Below are 16,978 nucleotides of genomic sequence, written 5' to 3'. Positions count from 1 at the left end.
GCGCCGGGGCGGGGGATGCGCATGCCGCCCCCCGCCCCGGCGACCCTACGCGGGGCTCCGTACGCAGGTCGAGAAGAGAGATCGCGAGCATGACCGTGCAGACCGAACGGCCGCCCTCCGGTCCGGTGGACGTGGTGAAGAAAGCCGAGAGCGGCTCCGCCGGGCAGGGCCCCCGAGCCGCGTCCCGGATGGGCGCGCTCACCCCGTACCTCCTGCTGCTGCCGGCCTGCGCGGCCACCGTGCTGCTGCTCGGCTGGCCGCTGCTGAAGGACGTGCTGCTGTCGTTCCAGAACCTCAACATGGCGCAGCTGATCCAGCACGTCACCGAGTGGAACGGCATCGACAACTACAAGGAGGTCCTCACCGGTGAGGACTTCTGGCGCGTCACGCTGCGCTCGATCCTGTTCACGGCGGCCAACGTCGTCCTGATCATGATCCTGGGTGCCCTGGCCGGTCTGCTGCTCGCCCGCCTCGGCCGGCGGATGCGGGTCCTGCTGATGGTCGGGCTCGTGCTGGCCTGGGCGATGCCCGTGGTCGCCGCGACCACCGTCTACCAGTGGCTGTTCGCCCAGCGCTTCGGCGTCGTCAACTGGGTCCTGGACAAGCTGGGTTGGCACTCCATGGCCGACTACAGCTGGACCAGCAGCCAGATGTCGACGTTCTTCGTGGTGACGGTCCTGATCGTCTGGCAGTCGATCCCGTTCGTCGCGATCAACCTGTACGCGGCCACGACCACCATCCCGGGCGAGCTGTACGAGGCCGCGGCGCTGGACGGCGCGGGCGCCTGGAAGAGCTTCACCACGGTGACCATGCCCTTCCTGCGGCCCTTCCTCTACGCCACGACCTTCCTGGAGATCATCTGGGTCTTCAAGGCGTTCGTACAGGTCTTCACCATCAACGGCGGCGGCCCCGACCGGCTCACCGAGATCCTGCCCGTCTACGCCTACATCGAGGGCGTCGGCAACCAGCACTACGGCATGGGCGCGGCGATCGCCGTCCTGACCATCCTGATCCTGCTCGGCCTGACCGCCTACTACCTCAGGATCGTGCTCAAGCAAGAGGAAGAGGAGGTCTAGCGGTGAAGCGCTCGCTCTTCGGCCGACTGTGGCCCAACGTCACGGCCGTCGTCCTGTTCATCGGCTTCGTCTTCCCCGTGTACTGGATGTTCGCCACGGCCTTCAAGCCGACCGGCGACATCATCTCCGAGGACCCGGTGTGGTTCCCGACCGACATCACCTTCGAGCATTTCAAGACGGCGACCGGCGTCGACCACTTCTGGACGTACGTCACCAACTCGCTGATCGTCACCGTCTGCGCGGTCGGCCTCGCCCTGGTCATCGCGCTCGCGGGCTCCTTCGCCCTCGCGCGGATGCGCTTCAAGGGGCGGCGCGGGTTCGTCATCGGGTTCATGCTGGCCCAGATGGCACCCTGGGAGGTCATGATCATCGCGATGTACATGATCGTGCGGGACGCCTCGCTGCTGAACAGCCTCGTGCCGCTGACGGTCTTCTACATGATGATGGTCCTGCCCTTCACCATCCTGACGCTGCGCGGCTTCGTCGCCGCCGTGCCCCGGGACCTGGAGGAGGCCGCGATGGTCGACGGCTGCACCCGCGCGCAGGCCTTCCGCAAGGTCATCCTGCCGCTGCTGGCCCCCGGTCTGATGTCCACCTCGCTGTTCGGCTTCATCACCGCATGGAATGAATTCCCCCTGGTCCTGGTGCTGAACAAGGAGGCGGAGGCGCAGACCCTGCCACTGTGGCTGTCCAGCTTCCAGACCGCCTTCGGCAACGACTGGGGCGCGACGATGGCGGCGTCCTCCCTCTTCGCCATCCCGATCCTGATCCTCTTCGTCTTCCTGCAGCGCAAGGCTGTCAGCGGCCTGACGGCCGGCGCCGTGAAGGGATAACGCCACCCGATGACGACATTCGCCAGCGGTACCGACACCCTCACGCGCGACGCGCTGACGGTCCTCCAGCCAGGCTTCACCGGCACCACCGCCCCCGACTGGCTGCTGCGCCGGCTCGGCGAGGGCCTCGCCTCCGTCGGCCTGTTCGGCCGCAACATCGCCTCGCCCGAGCAACTGGCCGCACTGACGGCCCAGTTGCGTGCCGAGCGGGACGACGTGCTGGTCGCGATCGACGAGGAGGGGGGTGATGTGACGAGGCTGGAGGTGCGGAACGGCTCCAGCTTCCCCGGCAACCACGCGCTGGGCGCCGTGGACGACGTGGAGCTGACGAGGGAGGTGGCCGCCGAACTCGGCCGCCGCCTGGCCGCCTGCGGAGTGAACCTCAACTGGGCCCCGTCGGCGGACGTGAACTCCAACCCCGCGAACCCGGTCATCGGCGTACGCTCCTTCGGCGCCGACACCGCCCTGGTGGCCAGGCATACGGCTGCTTATGTCACGGGGTTGCAGTCGGCAGGCGTCGCGGCCTGCACCAAGCACTTCCCCGGCCACGGCGACACGGCGGTCGACTCCCACCACGCCCTGCCCCGCATCGACGCGGACGTCTCGGTTCTGACGGACCGCGAACTCTCCCCGTTCCGCGCGGCGATCGCCGCCGGCACGCGAGGGGTGATGAGCGCGCACATCCTCGTCCCCGCCCTGGACCCGGACCACCCGGCGACCCTCTCCCGCCCGGTCCTTTCCGATCTCCTGCGCGGCGAACTGGGCTACACCGGCCTGATCGTCACCGACGGCATGGAGATGCAGGCCATCGCCGCGACCTACGGCATCGAACGTGGCAGCGTCCTCGCCATCGCGGCCGGCGCCGACGCGATCTGCGTGGGCGGTGGGCTCGCGGACGACGACACGGTACGGCGCCTGCGGGACGCGTTGGTCGCGGCGGTCCGCTCGGGCCAACTCCCCGAGGCAAGGCTGGCGGAGGCGGCGCGGCGGGTACGCGAGCTGGCCGACTGGACGGCGACCGTGCCCGGGGCCGAGGGCGAGTCACAGCCGGACGTGGGCCTCGTCGCCGCCCGCCGCGCCCTGAGGGCGACCCCGGCCTCCCCCTTCGCCCCGCTCACGGAACCGCCGTACGTCGCCGCCTTCACCCCGGTCGCCAACATCGCGGTCGGCGACGAGACCCCGTGGGGCGTGGCGGCGGAACTGGCCCGCCTCCTGCCCGGGACGGAGACGGGCAGCTACTCGGGGGGCGACGCGGCCGGAGCGGCCCTCGAAGCGGCCGGCGACCGTCGAGTCGTGGCCGTGGTCCGCGACGAACACCGCCACCCCTGGATGGCGACGGCCCTGGACGCCCTCCTGGAATCCCGCCCCGACACGATCGTCGTCGAGATGGGCGTCCCCCAGGCCTCCCCCCGGGGCGCCCTGCACATCGCCACCTACGGCGCGGCCCGCGTGTGCGGCCGGGCGGCGGCGGAGGTCATCGCGGGGGTGTGAGGGATCGGGGCCGCCCGGGGCGGGAGCACGGTGATCGAATACCTGGGATAGCGTCCCTCTCACTCCGGCTCGGTCCGGACGGATGAGGGGGACGTCGTGCAGTTTCAGGTTCAGGCGCGTGGGCGGCGTGCCCGCCGGTGGATCGCCTTCGGGGCGATCGCGTTCGGAGCGGTGTTCTTGGTCATCGGGCTGATCCTGGCGGGGATATCGGTCTCGTTCCTCGCGGATGCGGAGCGGGCCAGGGGCACGGTGGTGGAGCTGGAGTGGCGCAGCGACAACAACGGCGCGTCCCGCAAGTCCAGGGAGAACAACCGGCCCGTGGCGTACCCGGTGGTCGAGTTCACCGCGGCGGACGGCATGCCCAGGACGTTCCGCAGCTCGACGGGTTCCAATCCGCCGTCGTACGAGCAGGGCGAGCGGGTCGAGGTCCTCTACCGCGCCGATTCCCCCGAGGACGCCCGGATCAACGGCTTCGCCTCGCTGTGGCTGCTACCGCTGATCTTCGGCGGGATCGGGCTCGTGATCGGGGGAATCGGGACGGCCGTTGCGGTGCTGGGGCGGCGGCGCACCCGGTGAGACGGCCTGTGAGTAGAGGCCTGTGAGGGGAGTACGAGGTTCCCCTCAGATCCCCTGCCACTCCGGCTTGTTGACGTAGGTGTGCCGGAAGTAGTCGGCCAGCTTCAGCTTCGACGCGGCGGCCTCGTCGACCACGACGGTGGCGTGCGGATGCAGTTGCAGTGCCGAGGCCGGGCAGACGGCCGCGACCGGGCCTTCGACGGTCGCCGCAACCGCGTCCGCCTTGCCCTCACCGGTGGCCAGCAACACCAGATGCCGCGCCTCCAGAATCGTGCCGATCCCCTGCGTGATGACGTGATGCGGCACCTGCTCGATGTCCCCGTCGAAGAACCGCGCGTTGTCGACGCGGGTCTGCTCGGTCAGGGTCTTGATCCGCGTCCGCGAAGCCAGCGACGAACAGGGCTCGTTGAACCCGATGTGCCCGTCGGTCCCGATCCCGAGCAACTGCAGGTCGACGCCCCCGGCGGCGGCCAGCGCCGCGTCATACGCCTCGCACGCGCCCTGCACGTCCTCGGCCGTACCGTCCGGCCCCATGAACGCGTCCATCCCGAGCCCCAGCGGCTCCAGCACCTCGCGCCGCAGCACCGAGCGGTAGGACTCCGGGTGCTCGGCGGGCAGCCCCACATATTCGTCCAGCTGCGCGATCCGCGCCCGTGACGCGTCCACGGCGCCGGAGCGCACCTTGCCCGCCAGCGCCGTGTAGATGGGCAGTGGCGTCGACCCGGTGGCCACGCCGAGCAGGGCGTCGGGCTTGCGCCCGAGCAGCTGGGCCATGGCCTCGGCTATCAGCTCGCCACCCGCCTTGGCGTCCGGAACGATGACAACTTCCACGCTGGGCCTGCCGATCTGAAGAGGGACTCGAAGGGCACCCTGAAGGGGCATGTGGTTTAGACCAATCTAACAGAGCGGGGCTCTGCGGCCCAGGTGAACGAATGCCCCGTGGACATTTCCGGAGCCCGTCGGGCAGGCGTCATTTCCCATGGGGGAGTGGAATGGAGACTGTCCGTCCGAACCGTCCGTCCGAACTGCCTGTCCGAACTGTCCGTCGCTGTCCGCCCGAAGCGACAGGCGCCATGCCCGGCACGACAAGCGCGAGAGCAGGAAGGGCCCATGACCACCACGACCCCGTACCCTCCCGACCCCCAGGCTCCGCGCAACGAGCTCCCCGGCCGGATCATGGCCCGCGAGATGGCCGAACAGCCCGCCGTGCTGCGCCGGATCCTGTCCCAGGGCGCCCCCGCCATCCGTGAGGTCGCCCAGCGGATCGCCGCCCGCGCCCCGCGCTTCGTCCTGCTCACCGCCCGCGGCACCTCCGACAACGCCGCGCTCTACGCCAAGTACCTCCTGGAGATCCGCCTCGGCCTGCCCTGCGGCCTGACCTCGATGTCGACGACCACGGCCTACGGCGCCCGCCCCGACCTGACCGACGTCCTCGTCATCACCGTCAGCCAGTCCGGCGGCTCACCGGACCTGGTCGCCTCCACACGGGCCGCCCGCGAGGCCGGCGCGATCACGCTCGCGGTGACCAACAACCCCGACTCCCCGCTGGCCGGTGTGTCCGAGTACCACCTCGACATCATGGCCGGACCGGAGCGGGCCCTGCCGGCGACCAAGACCTATACGGCCTCCCTTCTCGCGCTGTACCTCTTCGTCGAAGGTCTGCGCGGCGGCGCCGGCACCGCCGCCAAGGTGCTCCCGGATCTGGCCGAGCGGCTGCTCGCCCGGCACGACGAGGTCCGCTCCCTCGCCGCCCGCTACCGCTTCGCCGAGCGCATGGTGATCACCTCCCGCGGCTACGGCTATCCCACGGCGAAGGAAGCCGCCCTCAAGCTGATGGAGACCAGCTACATCCCGGCGCTCGCGTACTCAGGCGCCGATCTTCTGCACGGCCCGCTCGCCATGGTCGACAACGTCTCCCCGGTCATCGCGGTCGTCACCGACGGCAAGGGCGGCGAGGCCCTCCGGCCGGTCCTCGACCGACTCCGCGGCCGCGGCGCCGACCTGGTCGTCATCGGTCCCCGACACCATGTCGAACGGGCCTCGGCCGGCTTTGTCCTGCCCACCGAGGAGGTGGCCGAGGAGGTCCAGCCGATCCTGGAGATCCTCCCGCTCCAGCTCCTCGCCTACGAGGTCACCATCGCCAGGGGGCAGGACCCGGACGCCCCGCGTGCCTTGGCGAAAGTCACGGAGACCCGCTGAGAGCGCTGAGAGGAGGGAGTGGGCGAGGGCCCGGTGGGCCGCTAGTGCAGGCTCAGCAGTGAGCCCCCGGTCGCGTCGATGTGCTGCCCCGTTATCCAGCGGGAGTCCGGCGACGCCAGGAAGGCCGCCACATCCGCGACGTCGGACGTCGTACCGACGCGCTTGAAGACCGAGACGGCCTCGGCGTGCGCGCGTATGCCGGGATCGGCCAGCGCCCCGCTCGTCAGGTCCGTGTCGATGAAACCGGGCCCCACCGAGTTGGCCGTGATGCCGCGCGGCGCCAACTCGGCCGCGAGCGAGCGGGTCAGGGTCGTGACCGCGCCCTTGGCCATGTGGGTGGCGGCGATGGGGGCGATGGCGGCGTCCGTGGCGGCGGTGACGTTGATGATCCGGCCCTCGTCGCGCAGGCGTCGCAGACCGTGCTTGACGATGAAGAACGGCGCCTTCGCATTGACCGCCTGCGTCCGGTCGTACGCCTCCTCGTCCGTCTCGCCGATCGACGCGAAGATCGCCATGCCCGCGTTGTTGACCAGGATGTCCACCCCCTGCGCATGCCGGTCGAAGGCCTCCCACAAGGTCTCCGCGTCCCCCGGCACGCCCAGCTCCGCGCGGATCGCGAAGGCCCTGCCGCCACCCGCCTCGATCGCGTCGACCGTCTCCTTCGCCGCCGCCTCATTGCTGCCGTAGTGCACGGCGACCCGTGCCCCGTCGCGGGCCAGCCGCTCGGCGATCGCCCGTCCGATCCCCCTGCTCGCCCCCGTGACCAATGCCGTCCTGCCCGCGAGCACACCCATGCCGACGCCCCCTCATCATTGCCTAATGATCGCTACAGAAATACCGTACAGCGCCCCTCCGACATTTCTCTAGCGCTCCCTATAAAATGAACTCCATGGTGAGCAGCGACGAGACGGCGCAGACGGGCGCCGGGGCCCGGCCGGCGTCCAGGCCCCGCGGCCGCCCCCGTTCCTTCGACCGTGAGACCGCGCTGGAGAAGGCGATCCTGGCGTTCTGGGAGCGCGGTTACGAGGCGACCTCCGTCTCCGACCTCACCCGGGCCATGGACATCGGCGCGCCGAGTCTGTACGCGGCCTTCGGTGACAAGCGTTCGCTCTTCGAGGAGGTCGTCGGCGCCTACACCGCCCGCTACGCCGCGTTCGCCGATCGCGCCCTCGTCGAGGCGCCCACCTCGCGGGCGGCCGTCGAGCTGACCCTGCGGGCGGCCGCCGACGCGTACACGGACCCCGACCGTCCGCACGGCTGCCTCATCGCCCACGCGGCCACCAACTGCACGACCCCAGAGGTCGCCGCCTCCCTGCGCGACCGCCGCAACGCCACCATCGCCGCCTTCGAGGGCCGTATCGAAGAGGACATCGCCACCGGCACCCTTCCCGAGGGCACCGACGCCGCCGCCCTCGCCCGTCACGCCGGCGCGATGATCCACGGCATGTCGCAACAGGCGCGCGACGGGGCGAGCCGGGAGGAACTGGAGGCGCTCGTGGAAATTGCCATGGCCATCTGGCCCCGCACATGAACCCACACGGGTTAGGCTGCGTGATGTATGCCAGGGCGTCCCGTCAGTTCCCCAACTGGTGGGGAGCCCGCGAGAGAAGCGTCAACAGTAAACACGCTCCAACGCATGGACACACCAGAGTGGTCTAGTCCACAATGGCGAGTAGTGCGTAGGCGAAGAACGCACCGACTTCCGCCTTCCCCGCACAGGAAGGCGGACCGAGGAACCGGAGCTCTCTGCCCTGACTGCCCCGGCTCCTCATCCTTCGGCCGACCGGGACCGCACACCCCACGGCCGATATTGCTCCGGGCTGCGGTGCCGAGAGGGTTGAGGGTCCCTCTCAGGCGCCGCGGCCCGCGGGTGTTTTCGGGCCAGGACCGCCTCCGAAGTGGCCGCTTTCCAGCCATGTCCGTACCGCCAGGTACGCTCGGCCACGTGCCCTCCATGAACGAACTCGTACGCCAGCACACGGCCCTCGACGACTCCGACCTCGAGTGGCTGCACCTGCTGGTCTCGGAGTGGCAGCTGCTCTCCGACCTCTCCTTCGCCGACCTCGTCCTGTGGGTCCCCACCAGCGACGGCACCCGCTATGTCTCCGTGGCGCAGATGCGGCCCAACACCGGCCCGACCTCGTACCAGGACGACATGGTCGGTCATCTCGTCCCGCGCGGCCGCCGTCCGATGCTGGACGCCGCGCTCGACGAGGGCCGCATCGTGCGCGAGGGCGACCCGGAGTGGCGCGAGGAGGTACCGGTCCGCGTCGAGTCGATTCCCGTACGACGGGACGGACGCGTCCTGGGTGTGATCGCGAGGAACACCAACCTGCTGACCGTCCGCACCCCGAGCCGACTGGAGCTGACGTACCTCCAAAGCGCCTCGGATCTCGCGCAGATGATCGCGGCAGGCTCGTTCCCGTTCGCCAACCAGCAGGTCGACATGGACGCCTCGCCACGCGTCGGCGACGGTCTGATCCGCCTCGACGCCGACGGCCTCGTCCAGTACGCCTCCCCGAACGCGCTGTCGGCCTACCACCGTCTCGGCCTCGCCTCCGACCTCGTCGGCCACCACCTGGGCAAGACCACCGCCGAACTCGCCCCGACCCACGGCCCGGTGGACGAGGCGCTCGCCAAGGTCGCCAGCGGCTGGGCGCCCCGCAACTTCGAGATCGAGGCCAACGACGGGGTCATCCAGTTCCGCGCGATCCCGCTCAAGCCCAAGGGCACCCGCATCGGTTCACTCGTCCTGCTCCGGGACGTCACCGAACTGCGCCGTCGCGAGCAGGAGTTGATCACCAAGGACGCGACCATCCGGGAGATCCACCACCGGGTGAAGAACAACCTCCAGACGGTGGCGGCCCTGCTCCGTCTCCAGGCCCGGCGCATCGAGTCCGAACGCGGCCGTGAGGCACTGGAGGAGGCGGTACGGCGAGTCGGCTCGATCGCGATCGTGCACGAGACGCTCTCCCAGAACCTCGACGAGCGCGTGGAGTTCGACGAGATCGCCGACCGGGTGCTGGCCATGGTCGCCGAGATCGCGCCCGGCAAGGTCAACGGCCGGCGCACCGGCCGCTTCGGCATCCTGGACGCCGAGGTCGCCACCCCGCTGTCGATGGTCCTGACCGAGGTTCTCCAGAACGCCCTGGAGCACGGCTTCCGTGAGGGCGAGACCGGCACGGTCGAGGTGGCGGCGGTCCGCGGCGGTACGACGAAACAGGCCCGCCTCCTGGTCACCGTCCAGGACGACGGGGTGGGCCTCCCCGAGGGCTTCGACCCGCACACCGCGGGCAACCTCGGCCTGCAGATCGTACGGACGCTGGTGGAGGGGGAGTTGGGCGGTACGTTCGACATGGTCCCGGCGCCGGAGCGGGGGACCCGGGTGATCCTCGACATCCCGGTGCGGACGCCCAAATAGGCGAGAGCCTCAGTGCGGCCGAGAGCCCCGCGACAGCCACGAGCCTCAGGACAGCAAAGAGCCCCAGCACAGCAAAGAGCCCCAGCCCGTTCAGGGGGCTGGGGCTCAACATGCTCGTTGCCAGCATTCGCTGCGCATCGGGGGTACTGCGCGCTGCGGCTCGGGGGCGGGAGATGCGTACTCGCTGTACGCGCCGCCAAGCTCAGGCTGTTTTAGCGGGGCGGGTTGTCAGGCGGAGGCCTGACGGGCCCGGTTGCGGGCGGCGCGGCGCTTCATGGCGCGGCGCTCGTCCTCGCTGAGACCACCCCAGACGCCGGAGTCCTGACCGGACTCGAGCGCCCACTGCAGACACTGATCCATAACGGGGCAGCGACGGCAGACGGCCTTGGCTTCCTCGATCTGCAGCAGCGCAGGACCGGTGTTGCCGATGGGGAAGAAGAGCTCGGGGTCTTCCTCGCGGCAAACGGCGTTGTGACGCCAGTCCATGGCTGCTACCTCTCCTTGGTATTACGTGCTGATTGCTTGTGAATGTGAACGCTTTCACGAATCCCTCAACAAGTGAAGGGCCGACCGTCAGGTTCCCTGACGAGGTCCTGTGATTTGAAGAGGGGTTCCGGTGATCTGTGGATGCCGGTGTTGCGGGCTGTCCCGATCGCCACGTAGAGACTCGCAAACCTCAGCGGCGGATACAACCCCTTCCGGAAAGTTTTTTTTGATTCCTCGGTGTCGACTAGGTCACAGCCGTACTTCCATGGGGTGGATCCTGGCCTAAACGTTCGAGTGAAAGGACTTTGGCCCGTTCCGCTCACACAATCACACGCAGTGCACGGCGTACGCCTGTGAACGTCACGCTCGTACGTAGCCCGAGGTGGTCGCCGTCCATCTGAAGGGGCAACAGGACCTTCGAATGCAAGGTGAACTGGTCCAGGTCGTGCAGAGTGACCGCATGCTTTCCACGGGCCCCGCGCTCGGGGGACGAAGTGAGCAACTGCGTTGCATACCGGGCAACCGCGACCGTGGACATACGGCTGAGACCGAGTACGTCGAGGCCCGTATCGAACGAGGCCTTAGGCGCCGCGTACACCGGACGATTGCCCAGATACGTCCACGGGGCGGTGTTGCAGACTATGGACAGCACCAAATCGGTCATCGGGTCCTCGCCCGGTCGCTCCAGCGTGATCGTGCCGTGCCGGCGGTTGGGCTCGCCCAGGAATTGGCGCAGGGCCTGGCGAAGGTAGAGAGCGTGTGTGGATTTGCGGCCGCGTTCGCGCTGCTGCTCCACCCGGCCCACCACACCCGCGTCGAAGCCGAGTCCCGCGTTGAAGAGGAACCAGCGGGGCGGGACCGCCTCGTCCTCCGAACCCGGGGTTCCTGACGCCAGGCCGAGGCCGACCGTACGTTCGCCGCCGTCGCGCAGGGCGTCCAGGAGGGCGCCGGTCGCCTCGACGGGGTCGTTCGGCAGACCGAGGGCGCGGGCGAAGACGTTGGTGGAACCGCCGGGGACCACGGCCAGGCCGGGGAGGTGCCCCGGGTCGGGGCCGGCGTGCAGGAGTCCGTTGACGACCTCGTTGACGGTGCCGTCGCCGCCGAGGGCCACGACCAGGTCGATGTCGGCGCTCTCCGCCGCCTGCCGGCCCAGGTCGCGCGCGTGGCCGCGGTACTCGGTGGTGACCGCCTCCAGCTTCATCTCGCTGGCGAGCGCATGGATCAGGACATCGCGCGTACGTGCGCTTGTGGTGGTTGCTGCCGGATTGACCACGAGTAGTGCACGCATGAGTTGCAGCGTACCTACTGGGGGGTACCGGGGCACAGGTCGAGGTAGGGATCAAGTAAGAGAGGGGGCGTGAGTCTCGACACGGGGGGACTGCGTCGGCTTGGCCGGGGGGTCTTGCGCCGTCGGTTGTTGGGCGCCCGGTGTTGCAGCGAGCCACTGTCCTCAAACGCCGGACGGGCTGGGTGATGCCGGCGGCTACCCTTCAAGGGTGACCAAGGAGCAGAGTCCCGACACCCCCGAAACCACCGGTCCGCGTCCGCGGCGCCTGACGTATGCGGCGGTGTTGACCGCGCTGGAAGGGGTGGCGCTTGCCGTCGGCGGTGTGTGGGTGCTGGTGCTCGGGCTCGCCGGGGAACCGGACGACCGGCAGCAGGCCGTCACACTCGGCGTGACGCTGCTCGCTCTGGCCCTGCTGCCATTGCTCGCCGCGCGGGGGCTGTTCGCTCAGCGCAGCTGGAGCCGGGGGCCGTCCATGATCACCCAGATCCTGGCGCTGCCGGTGGCCTACAGCCTGTTGCAGGCCGACAGCATCGCCATCCCGGCGGGTATCGCGACCGCCGTGGTCGCGATCGCCACGCTCGTGTTCCTGATCAATTCGGAGACGACCCGGGCCCTCGGGATCCGGGGGCCCGGCAACGCGCAGGATCAGAAGTAGGTCATCGGCTTTCGGCTCATCGCTCCGCAGGGGCCTGGGCCCGTCACTCCTCCACCAGGAGCTTCTCCCGCAACTGCGCCAGCGTGCGCGCCAGCAGCCGGGACACGTGCATCTGGGAGATGCCGACCTCCTGCGCGATCTGCGACTGGGTCATGTTGCCGAAGAAGCGCAGCAACAGGATCCGCTTCTCGCGCGGCGGGAGATCCTCAAGCAGCGGCTTGAGGGACTCGCGGTACTCGACGCCCTCCAGCGCCTCGTCCTCCGCGCCGAGGGTGTCGGCGACCGCCGGCGACTCGTCGTCGGTGTCGGGGACGTCCAGGGACAGCGTGGAGTACGCGTTGGCGGACTCCAGGCCCTCCAGGACCTCCTCCTCCGAGATCGCCAGCTTCTCGGCGAGCTCATGGACGGTGGGGGAGCGACCGTTCTGCTGGGACAGCTCGGCCGTGGCCGTCGTGAGCGCGAGGCGCAGCTCCTGAAGGCGCCGCGGCACGCGCACCGCCCAGCCCTTGTCACGGAAGTGCCGCTTGATCTCGCCGACGACCGTCGGGGTCGCGTAGGTCGAGAACTCGACGCCGCGGTCCGGGTCGAACCGGTCGACCGACTTGATCAGGCCGATGGTGGCGACCTGGGTGAGGTCGTCGAGCGGCTCGCCGCGGTTGCGGAAGCGGCGCGCGAGGTGCTCGACGAGCGGCAGGTGCATCCGGACCAGCTGGTTGCGCAGCTCCGCGTACTCCTGGCTGCCGTCCTGCAGCTTGCGCAGTTCGAGGAACATGGCGCGCGCCCCGCTGCGGTCATGAGGATCGTGCTGCGTGGCCTGCGCGCTGCGCGCAACCGTCGCCTTGCCGTCGGCGTCCCGCTCGTGCTCGCTCATCGTCCCGCCCGTAGCCCTCTCCCGAGCTTTCGCCTCCGCCCCCACTCTCGGCTTCGAACGAGCGGGGGAACCTCCATGGACGGGTGACACCCCGATCCGCCCGCCCAGAGGCGCACCCTGCACGGCACCTTCGCCCTCCCGTCCGTCGCCCAGGAAACCGGCCTCCACGGAGTCGTCCTCCGGGTGCGGCCGGGCCTGCTCGGGGATGCCGTCGATGCCGTCCACCATGCGTCGGGAACCGCTCAGGTCCGCGCCCGGACTCTCGGCTCCACCCGAGCAGGGTGGAGTGTCCGGCAGCTCCCGTGTGCCGCGCTCTTCGTCCCGCACCGGCCCGTCCCCGTTCCTCACGCCGGCCCGGGTCCCGCGCCGCGCTGTTTGTAGAGGCTGATCGAAACGGTTTTGTCCTCGTCCACGGCGGAGGAGACCTTGCCCGCCAGGGCCGACAGCACGGTCCAGGCGAAGGTGTCCCTGGAGGGGGCGTGGCCGTCCGTGGTCGGGGCCGAGACGGTGACCTCGAGCGAGTCGTCGACCAGCCGGAAGACACAGCTGAGCACCGAGCCGGGCACGGCCTGCTGGAGCAGGATCGCGCAGGCCTCGTCCACCGCGATGCGGAGGTCCTCGATCTCGTCGAGGGTGAAGTCCAAACGGGCCGCGAGGCCGGCAGTCGCCGTACGCAGCACCGACAGGTAGGCACCCGCGGCCGGCAGCCGGACTTCCACGAAGTCCTGGGTCGCGGGCTCGCCTGCGATCTGGGACACCCTCACCTCCAAGGTGGTACAAGCTTCTCGGGGCCGAGGGTCGCCCCCCGGGGTAACGCGATGTGTGGTTCAGCGGTGACGCTATCGCGCTCTTAACTTTCCTGTCCCCAGGACCCCAACCCCTTGCTGTCACTCATAGTAAACACACGGATACGCTCCGTGGCTAGGGGGTCCGCGGGCCCAATTGGGAAGAGCGCGCGCCGGTTTGACGTACCCAGACGTCAGACGGTCGAACCGTCCGGATCCCCGGACGTCCAGCCTACGTCCGCGTCACACCAGTACGTGGTCGACGAAGCACCAGCGCCAGGACTCGCCGGGCTCGAAGGTCCGCATGATGGGGTGCCCGGACTCCTTGTGGTGCTCCGTGGCGTGGCGTCCCGGCGAGGAGTCGCAGCAGCCGACGTGACCGCAGGTGAGGCACAACCGCAGCTGCACCGGGTGCCAGCCCTCCGCGAGACACGTGGGACACGTCTCGTTGAGCGGCTCGGGTTCCGGGTGCGGCAGCGCGTCGGCGTGCGTGCACTGTTTCATGATTGCCAGGTTACGACGGCCACGCGCACACCCGCGCGGAAAATCGACGGCGGGTGGCGGCGATGATGAGCGAGGGCGGGCGAAGAGCGATGAACGGGGTCGCCGGTGGGCGTGAGACGGGGGTTGCCGTCGGGGTCGGGCTCGTGGTGACTGGTGGGCGTCGGCGAGGTGCCGCCGGTGACGGCGCGGGCGAGGGTGGGCGAGACGCATGGACGTGATGCCGCTGTTGTTGCTGGTGGCGGGGAGTGCCGTCGTCGCCGCGGCCGCGCGGCGGACGCCCGTGCCGGCGCCGCTGATGCTGGTCGCGGCCGGGCTCGCGGTGTCGTATCTGCCCGGCGTGCCCGAGTACACCCTCGATCCGCACGTCGTCCTGCCGCTGGTACTGCCGCCGCTGCTGCACACCGCGGCGACGGACAGCTCGTATCTCGATCTTCGGGCCCAGCTGCGGCCCGTGATGCTGCTCTCGGTGGGCTACGTCCTCTTCGCGACCTTCGCCGTCGGCTCGCTCGCCTATCTCGTCGTACCGGGTCTGCCGCTGACCGCGGCGCTGGTGCTGGGCGCGGTGGTGGCGCCGCCGGACGCGGTCGCCGCGACGGCGGTCGCGCGCCGGGTGGGGCTGCCTTCCCGGATCACCACGATCCTGCAGGGCGAGTCCCTGGTGAACGACGCCACCGCGATCACCGCCTACCGCGTGGCGCTCGCGGCCGCCGTCGGGGAGGGCGCCACCTGGGCCGGCGGTATCGGTGAGTTCCTGCTCGCGGCGTTCGGCGGAATCGGCGTGGGTCTGGTGCTGATGGTGCCGATCCACTGGCTGCGCACGCATGTGAAGGAGGTGCTGCTGCAGAACACGCTCTCGCTCCTGATCCCGTTCGTCGCGTACGCGGTCGCCGAGCAGGTGCACGCCTCCGGAGTGCTGGCGGTGGTGGTCGTCGCGCTGTACCTGGGGCACCGCGCCTGGGAGGTCGACTTCGCCACCCGGCTCCAGGAGGAGGCGGTGTGGAAGATGGTGGCGTTCGTGCTGGAGTCGGCGGTGTTCGCGCTGATCGGACTGCAGTTGCCGGTGGTCCTCAAGGGGCTCGGCGAGTACGAGGGCAGCCGGGCCGCCTGGTACGCGATCGCCGTCTTCCTGATGGTCGTCGGCTCGCGGTTCGTGTGGGTGTATCCGGCGACGTTCCTGCCGCGCCTGTTGTCGGCGCGGATCAGGGAGCGCGAGGCGAACCCGACATGGAAGGGCGCGTTCATCATCGGCTGGGCCGGGATGAGAGGGGTCGTCTCGCTGGCGATCGCCTTCTCGATCCCGCTGACCGTGCACGGCGGCGAGGAGTTCCCCGAGCGCAACCTCATCCTCTTCCTCACCTTCACGACGGTGATCGGCACGCTGGTCGTCCAGGGCGTGACGCTGCCCCCGCTGATCCGCATGCTGAAGCTCCCCGGCCGCGACCCCCAGGCCGAGACCCTCGCCGAGGCGAACGCCCAGGCACAGGCCTCCCGCGCCGCCGAACGCCGTCTGGAGGAACTCCTCTCCGACGAACGCAACGCGCTGCCCGAGCCCCTCGCCGACCGCCTGCGAGCCGTCCTGGAGCGCCGCCGCAACTCCGTCTGGGAACGCCTCGGCCAGGCCAACCCCATCACCGGTGAGTCCGTCGACGACACCTACCGCCGGCTGTCCCGCGAGGTGATCGGCACCGAACGCGCGGTGTTCGTGCGGCTCCGGGACGGCCGCTACATCGACGACGAGATGCTACGAACGCTGCTGCGCAGGCTGGATCTGGAGGAGGCGGCGGCCTACCGGGAGGCCCAGTGAGCCGTGGTCACCCCTCGAACGGGGCCCCGGTGACGACGGCCGCGACCACCGTGCCCCGCGGAAACGCCCCCTCCCGCGCCAGCGCGGTCACCCCGTACAGCAATTTGGCGACATAGAGACGTTCCACGGCCACCCCGTGTCGCTCCTCGAAGTCCGCGGCGAAGGCGTCGAGTTCGGGAGTGGTCCGGGCGTAGCCCCCGAAGTGAAACCGTTCGTCCAGCCACCAGTCGCCCCGAGGCCCCCCGAACGCCTCGCTCTGCAGACCCCGCACGTCATCACCCAGGAAGCCACCCTTGAGGACGGGCACACCCAAGGCCCACTGACCGGGATCGAGCCCGGCGGCGAGCCCCGCCAGCGTCCCACCCGTACCGCAGGCGACCGCCACCACATCGGCCCGCCCGCGCAGCTCCTCGCCGAGCGCCCGGCACCCTCGTACGGCAGGCGCATTGCTCCCGCCTTCCGGTACGACATAGGCGTCCTCGGCGTCGATGCCACGCAGGATGCCGGTGAGAGTCTCCGGCTCGGCCTTGCGGCGATACGTCGACCTGTCGACGAAATGCAGCCGCATACCGTCGGCCGCACACCGCGCCAGCGACGCGTTGAGGGGCCGCTCGGCCAACTCCTGCCCGCGCACCACCCCCACCGTGCGCAGACCGAGGAGGCGGCCGGCGGCGGCGGTGGCGCGCAGGTGGTTGGAGTAGGCGCCGCCGAAGGTGACGACCGTACGGTGTCCCGCGGCCGACAGATTCGGCGCGAGCTTGCGCCATTTGTTGCCGATCAGCTCCGGGTGGATCAGATCGTCCCGCTTGAGCAGCAGCCGCAGCCCGCGCCGCGCGAACCGGTCGTCCGTGAGCTCCTGCAAGGGGGAGGGGAGTCGCGGGCGGAGGCGGGCGAGATCCGGCACGGCGTCGTGGCTGGTCACCACGCCATTGTCGCTTGTCCTCGAACGCCCGTCGGGCTGAAATGCTGGGCCGGTCGAAAAGGCGGCG

Annotated in this window: 17 protein-coding genes; 9 read left to right on the top strand and 8 right to left on the bottom strand. The window is 69.9% G+C overall.

Features of this window, described 5'->3' with window-relative positions; all coding sequences use genetic code 11:
* Positions 1 to 89: 89 nt before the first annotated feature.
* From ACZ7NC_RS10905 to ACZ7NC_RS10890, 4 genes are all read left to right on the top strand, one after another.
* Complete coding sequence (locus tag ACZ7NC_RS10905; protein ID WP_471486891.1) at positions 90 to 1,076, top strand: carbohydrate ABC transporter permease; 987 nt, start codon at positions 90 to 92, stop codon at positions 1,074 to 1,076.
* A 2-nt stretch (positions 1,077 to 1,078) separates the two neighbouring features.
* Complete coding sequence (locus ACZ7NC_RS10900; RefSeq protein WP_471486890.1) at positions 1,079 to 1,909, top strand: carbohydrate ABC transporter permease; 831 nt, start codon at positions 1,079 to 1,081, stop codon at positions 1,907 to 1,909.
* A gap of 9 nt (positions 1,910 to 1,918) precedes the next feature.
* A complete protein-coding gene (locus ACZ7NC_RS10895; protein WP_471486888.1) occupies positions 1,919 to 3,400 on the top strand; it encodes a glycoside hydrolase family 3 protein in 1,482 nt (493 codons plus the stop codon).
* A gap of 96 nt (positions 3,401 to 3,496) precedes the next feature.
* Positions 3,497 to 3,976: a DUF3592 domain-containing protein gene (locus ACZ7NC_RS10890; protein ID WP_471486886.1), complete on the top strand. Its 480-nt coding sequence runs from the start codon at positions 3,497 to 3,499 to the stop codon at positions 3,974 to 3,976.
* Positions 3,977 to 4,021: 45 nt separating this feature from the next.
* On the opposite strand, the gene nagB is transcribed toward ACZ7NC_RS10890, so the two are convergent.
* Positions 4,022 to 4,807 (bottom strand): glucosamine-6-phosphate deaminase, encoded by a 786-nt coding sequence (nagB, locus tag ACZ7NC_RS10885; protein ID WP_471486884.1) that lies wholly within the window; start codon positions 4,805 to 4,807, stop codon positions 4,022 to 4,024.
* Positions 4,808 to 5,086: 279 nt separating this feature from the next.
* On the opposite strand from nagB, the gene ACZ7NC_RS10880 reads away from it, so the two are divergent.
* Positions 5,087 to 6,175, top strand: a complete 1,089-nt coding sequence (locus tag ACZ7NC_RS10880; RefSeq protein ID WP_471486882.1) for an SIS domain-containing protein — start codon at positions 5,087 to 5,089, stop codon at positions 6,173 to 6,175.
* A 41-nt stretch (positions 6,176 to 6,216) separates the two neighbouring features.
* Here the strand turns inward: ACZ7NC_RS10880 and ACZ7NC_RS10875 are convergent, their stop codons facing one another.
* Positions 6,217 to 6,969 carry an SDR family oxidoreductase gene (locus ACZ7NC_RS10875; protein ID WP_471486880.1) on the bottom strand — a complete coding sequence of 251 codons (753 nt, stop codon included), beginning with the start codon at positions 6,967 to 6,969 and terminating at the stop codon, positions 6,217 to 6,219.
* 95 nt (positions 6,970 to 7,064) lie between these two features.
* Here ACZ7NC_RS10875 and ACZ7NC_RS10870 point away from each other — a divergent pair, with 95 nt between their 5' ends.
* On the top strand, positions 7,065 to 7,706 hold the full coding sequence (locus ACZ7NC_RS10870) for a TetR/AcrR family transcriptional regulator (protein WP_471486878.1): 642 nt from the start codon (positions 7,065 to 7,067) through the stop codon (positions 7,704 to 7,706).
* Positions 7,707 to 8,129: 423 nt separating this feature from the next.
* Entirely contained in the window at positions 8,130 to 9,596 is a 1,467-nt protein-coding gene (locus ACZ7NC_RS10865; protein ID WP_471487169.1) for a sensor histidine kinase, read from the top strand.
* A 228-nt stretch (positions 9,597 to 9,824) separates the two neighbouring features.
* Here ACZ7NC_RS10865 and ACZ7NC_RS10860 read toward each other — a convergent pair whose 3' ends face one another.
* Positions 9,825 to 10,082 (bottom strand): WhiB family transcriptional regulator, encoded by a 258-nt coding sequence (locus ACZ7NC_RS10860; protein WP_006142322.1) that lies wholly within the window; start codon positions 10,080 to 10,082, stop codon positions 9,825 to 9,827.
* Between the two features lie 319 nt (positions 10,083 to 10,401).
* The gene (locus tag ACZ7NC_RS10855) at positions 10,402 to 11,370 is read right to left on the bottom strand and encodes a diacylglycerol/lipid kinase family protein (protein ID WP_471486875.1); all 969 of its coding nucleotides are present in this window, start codon (positions 11,368 to 11,370) and stop codon (positions 10,402 to 10,404) included.
* A gap of 208 nt (positions 11,371 to 11,578) precedes the next feature.
* Between ACZ7NC_RS10855 and ACZ7NC_RS10850 the strand changes: the two genes are divergently transcribed.
* Positions 11,579 to 12,025, top strand: a complete 447-nt coding sequence (locus ACZ7NC_RS10850) for a hypothetical protein (protein WP_471486873.1) — start codon at positions 11,579 to 11,581, stop codon at positions 12,023 to 12,025.
* A 43-nt stretch (positions 12,026 to 12,068) separates the two neighbouring features.
* Here ACZ7NC_RS10850 and ACZ7NC_RS10845 read toward each other — a convergent pair whose 3' ends face one another.
* The 3 genes from ACZ7NC_RS10845 to ACZ7NC_RS10835 all read right to left on the bottom strand — a co-directional run bounded on the left by ACZ7NC_RS10845 (position 12,069) and on the right by ACZ7NC_RS10835 (position 14,185).
* Positions 12,069 to 13,223, bottom strand: a complete 1,155-nt coding sequence (locus ACZ7NC_RS10845; protein WP_471487167.1) for an RNA polymerase sigma factor SigF — start codon at positions 13,221 to 13,223, stop codon at positions 12,069 to 12,071.
* Between the two features lie 17 nt (positions 13,224 to 13,240).
* Positions 13,241 to 13,654, bottom strand: a complete 414-nt coding sequence (locus ACZ7NC_RS10840; RefSeq protein ID WP_004925829.1) for an ATP-binding protein — start codon at positions 13,652 to 13,654, stop codon at positions 13,241 to 13,243.
* A 270-nt stretch (positions 13,655 to 13,924) separates the two neighbouring features.
* The gene (locus tag ACZ7NC_RS10835; RefSeq protein WP_471486871.1) at positions 13,925 to 14,185 is read right to left on the bottom strand and encodes a UBP-type zinc finger domain-containing protein; all 261 of its coding nucleotides are present in this window, start codon (positions 14,183 to 14,185) and stop codon (positions 13,925 to 13,927) included.
* A gap of 208 nt (positions 14,186 to 14,393) precedes the next feature.
* Here ACZ7NC_RS10835 and ACZ7NC_RS10830 point away from each other — a divergent pair, with 208 nt between their 5' ends.
* Positions 14,394 to 15,989, top strand: coding sequence for a Na+/H+ antiporter (locus ACZ7NC_RS10830; RefSeq protein WP_471486869.1), 1,596 nt, complete (start codon positions 14,394 to 14,396; stop codon positions 15,987 to 15,989).
* 7 nt (positions 15,990 to 15,996) lie between these two features.
* Here the strand turns inward: ACZ7NC_RS10830 and ACZ7NC_RS10825 are convergent, their stop codons facing one another.
* Positions 15,997 to 16,911, bottom strand: a complete 915-nt coding sequence (locus ACZ7NC_RS10825; protein ID WP_471486867.1) for a 1-aminocyclopropane-1-carboxylate deaminase/D-cysteine desulfhydrase — start codon at positions 16,909 to 16,911, stop codon at positions 15,997 to 15,999.
* Positions 16,912 to 16,978 lie beyond the last annotated feature (67 nt).

This window comes from Streptomyces sp. NPDC111802, assembly GCF_055634335.1.
This window is presented reverse-complemented; position numbering and strand designations above follow the sequence as displayed.

What these genes read in the sequence shown, in the direction of transcription:
- ACZ7NC_RS10855 (WP_471486875.1), bottom strand. Translation starts at nt 11,370, where the DNA reads ATGCGTGCACTACTCGTGGTCAATCCGGCAGCAACCACCACAAGCGCA.
- ACZ7NC_RS10905 (WP_471486891.1), top strand. Translation starts at nt 90, where the DNA reads ATGACCGTGCAGACCGAACGGCCGCCCTCCGGTCCGGTGGACGTGGTG.
- ACZ7NC_RS10875 (WP_471486880.1), bottom strand. Translation starts at nt 6,969, where the DNA reads ATGGGTGTGCTCGCGGGCAGGACGGCATTGGTCACGGGGGCGAGCAGG.
- ACZ7NC_RS10835 (WP_471486871.1), bottom strand. Translation starts at nt 14,185, where the DNA reads ATGAAACAGTGCACGCACGCCGACGCGCTGCCGCACCCGGAACCCGAG.
- ACZ7NC_RS10830 (WP_471486869.1), top strand. Translation starts at nt 14,394, where the DNA reads ATGGACGTGATGCCGCTGTTGTTGCTGGTGGCGGGGAGTGCCGTCGTC.
- ACZ7NC_RS10895 (WP_471486888.1), top strand. Translation starts at nt 1,919, where the DNA reads ATGACGACATTCGCCAGCGGTACCGACACCCTCACGCGCGACGCGCTG.
- ACZ7NC_RS10865 (WP_471487169.1), top strand. Translation starts at nt 8,130, where the DNA reads ATGAACGAACTCGTACGCCAGCACACGGCCCTCGACGACTCCGACCTC.
- ACZ7NC_RS10870 (WP_471486878.1), top strand. Translation starts at nt 7,065, where the DNA reads ATGGTGAGCAGCGACGAGACGGCGCAGACGGGCGCCGGGGCCCGGCCG.
- ACZ7NC_RS10880 (WP_471486882.1), top strand. Translation starts at nt 5,087, where the DNA reads ATGACCACCACGACCCCGTACCCTCCCGACCCCCAGGCTCCGCGCAAC.
- ACZ7NC_RS10860 (WP_006142322.1), bottom strand. Translation starts at nt 10,082, where the DNA reads ATGGACTGGCGTCACAACGCCGTTTGCCGCGAGGAAGACCCCGAGCTC.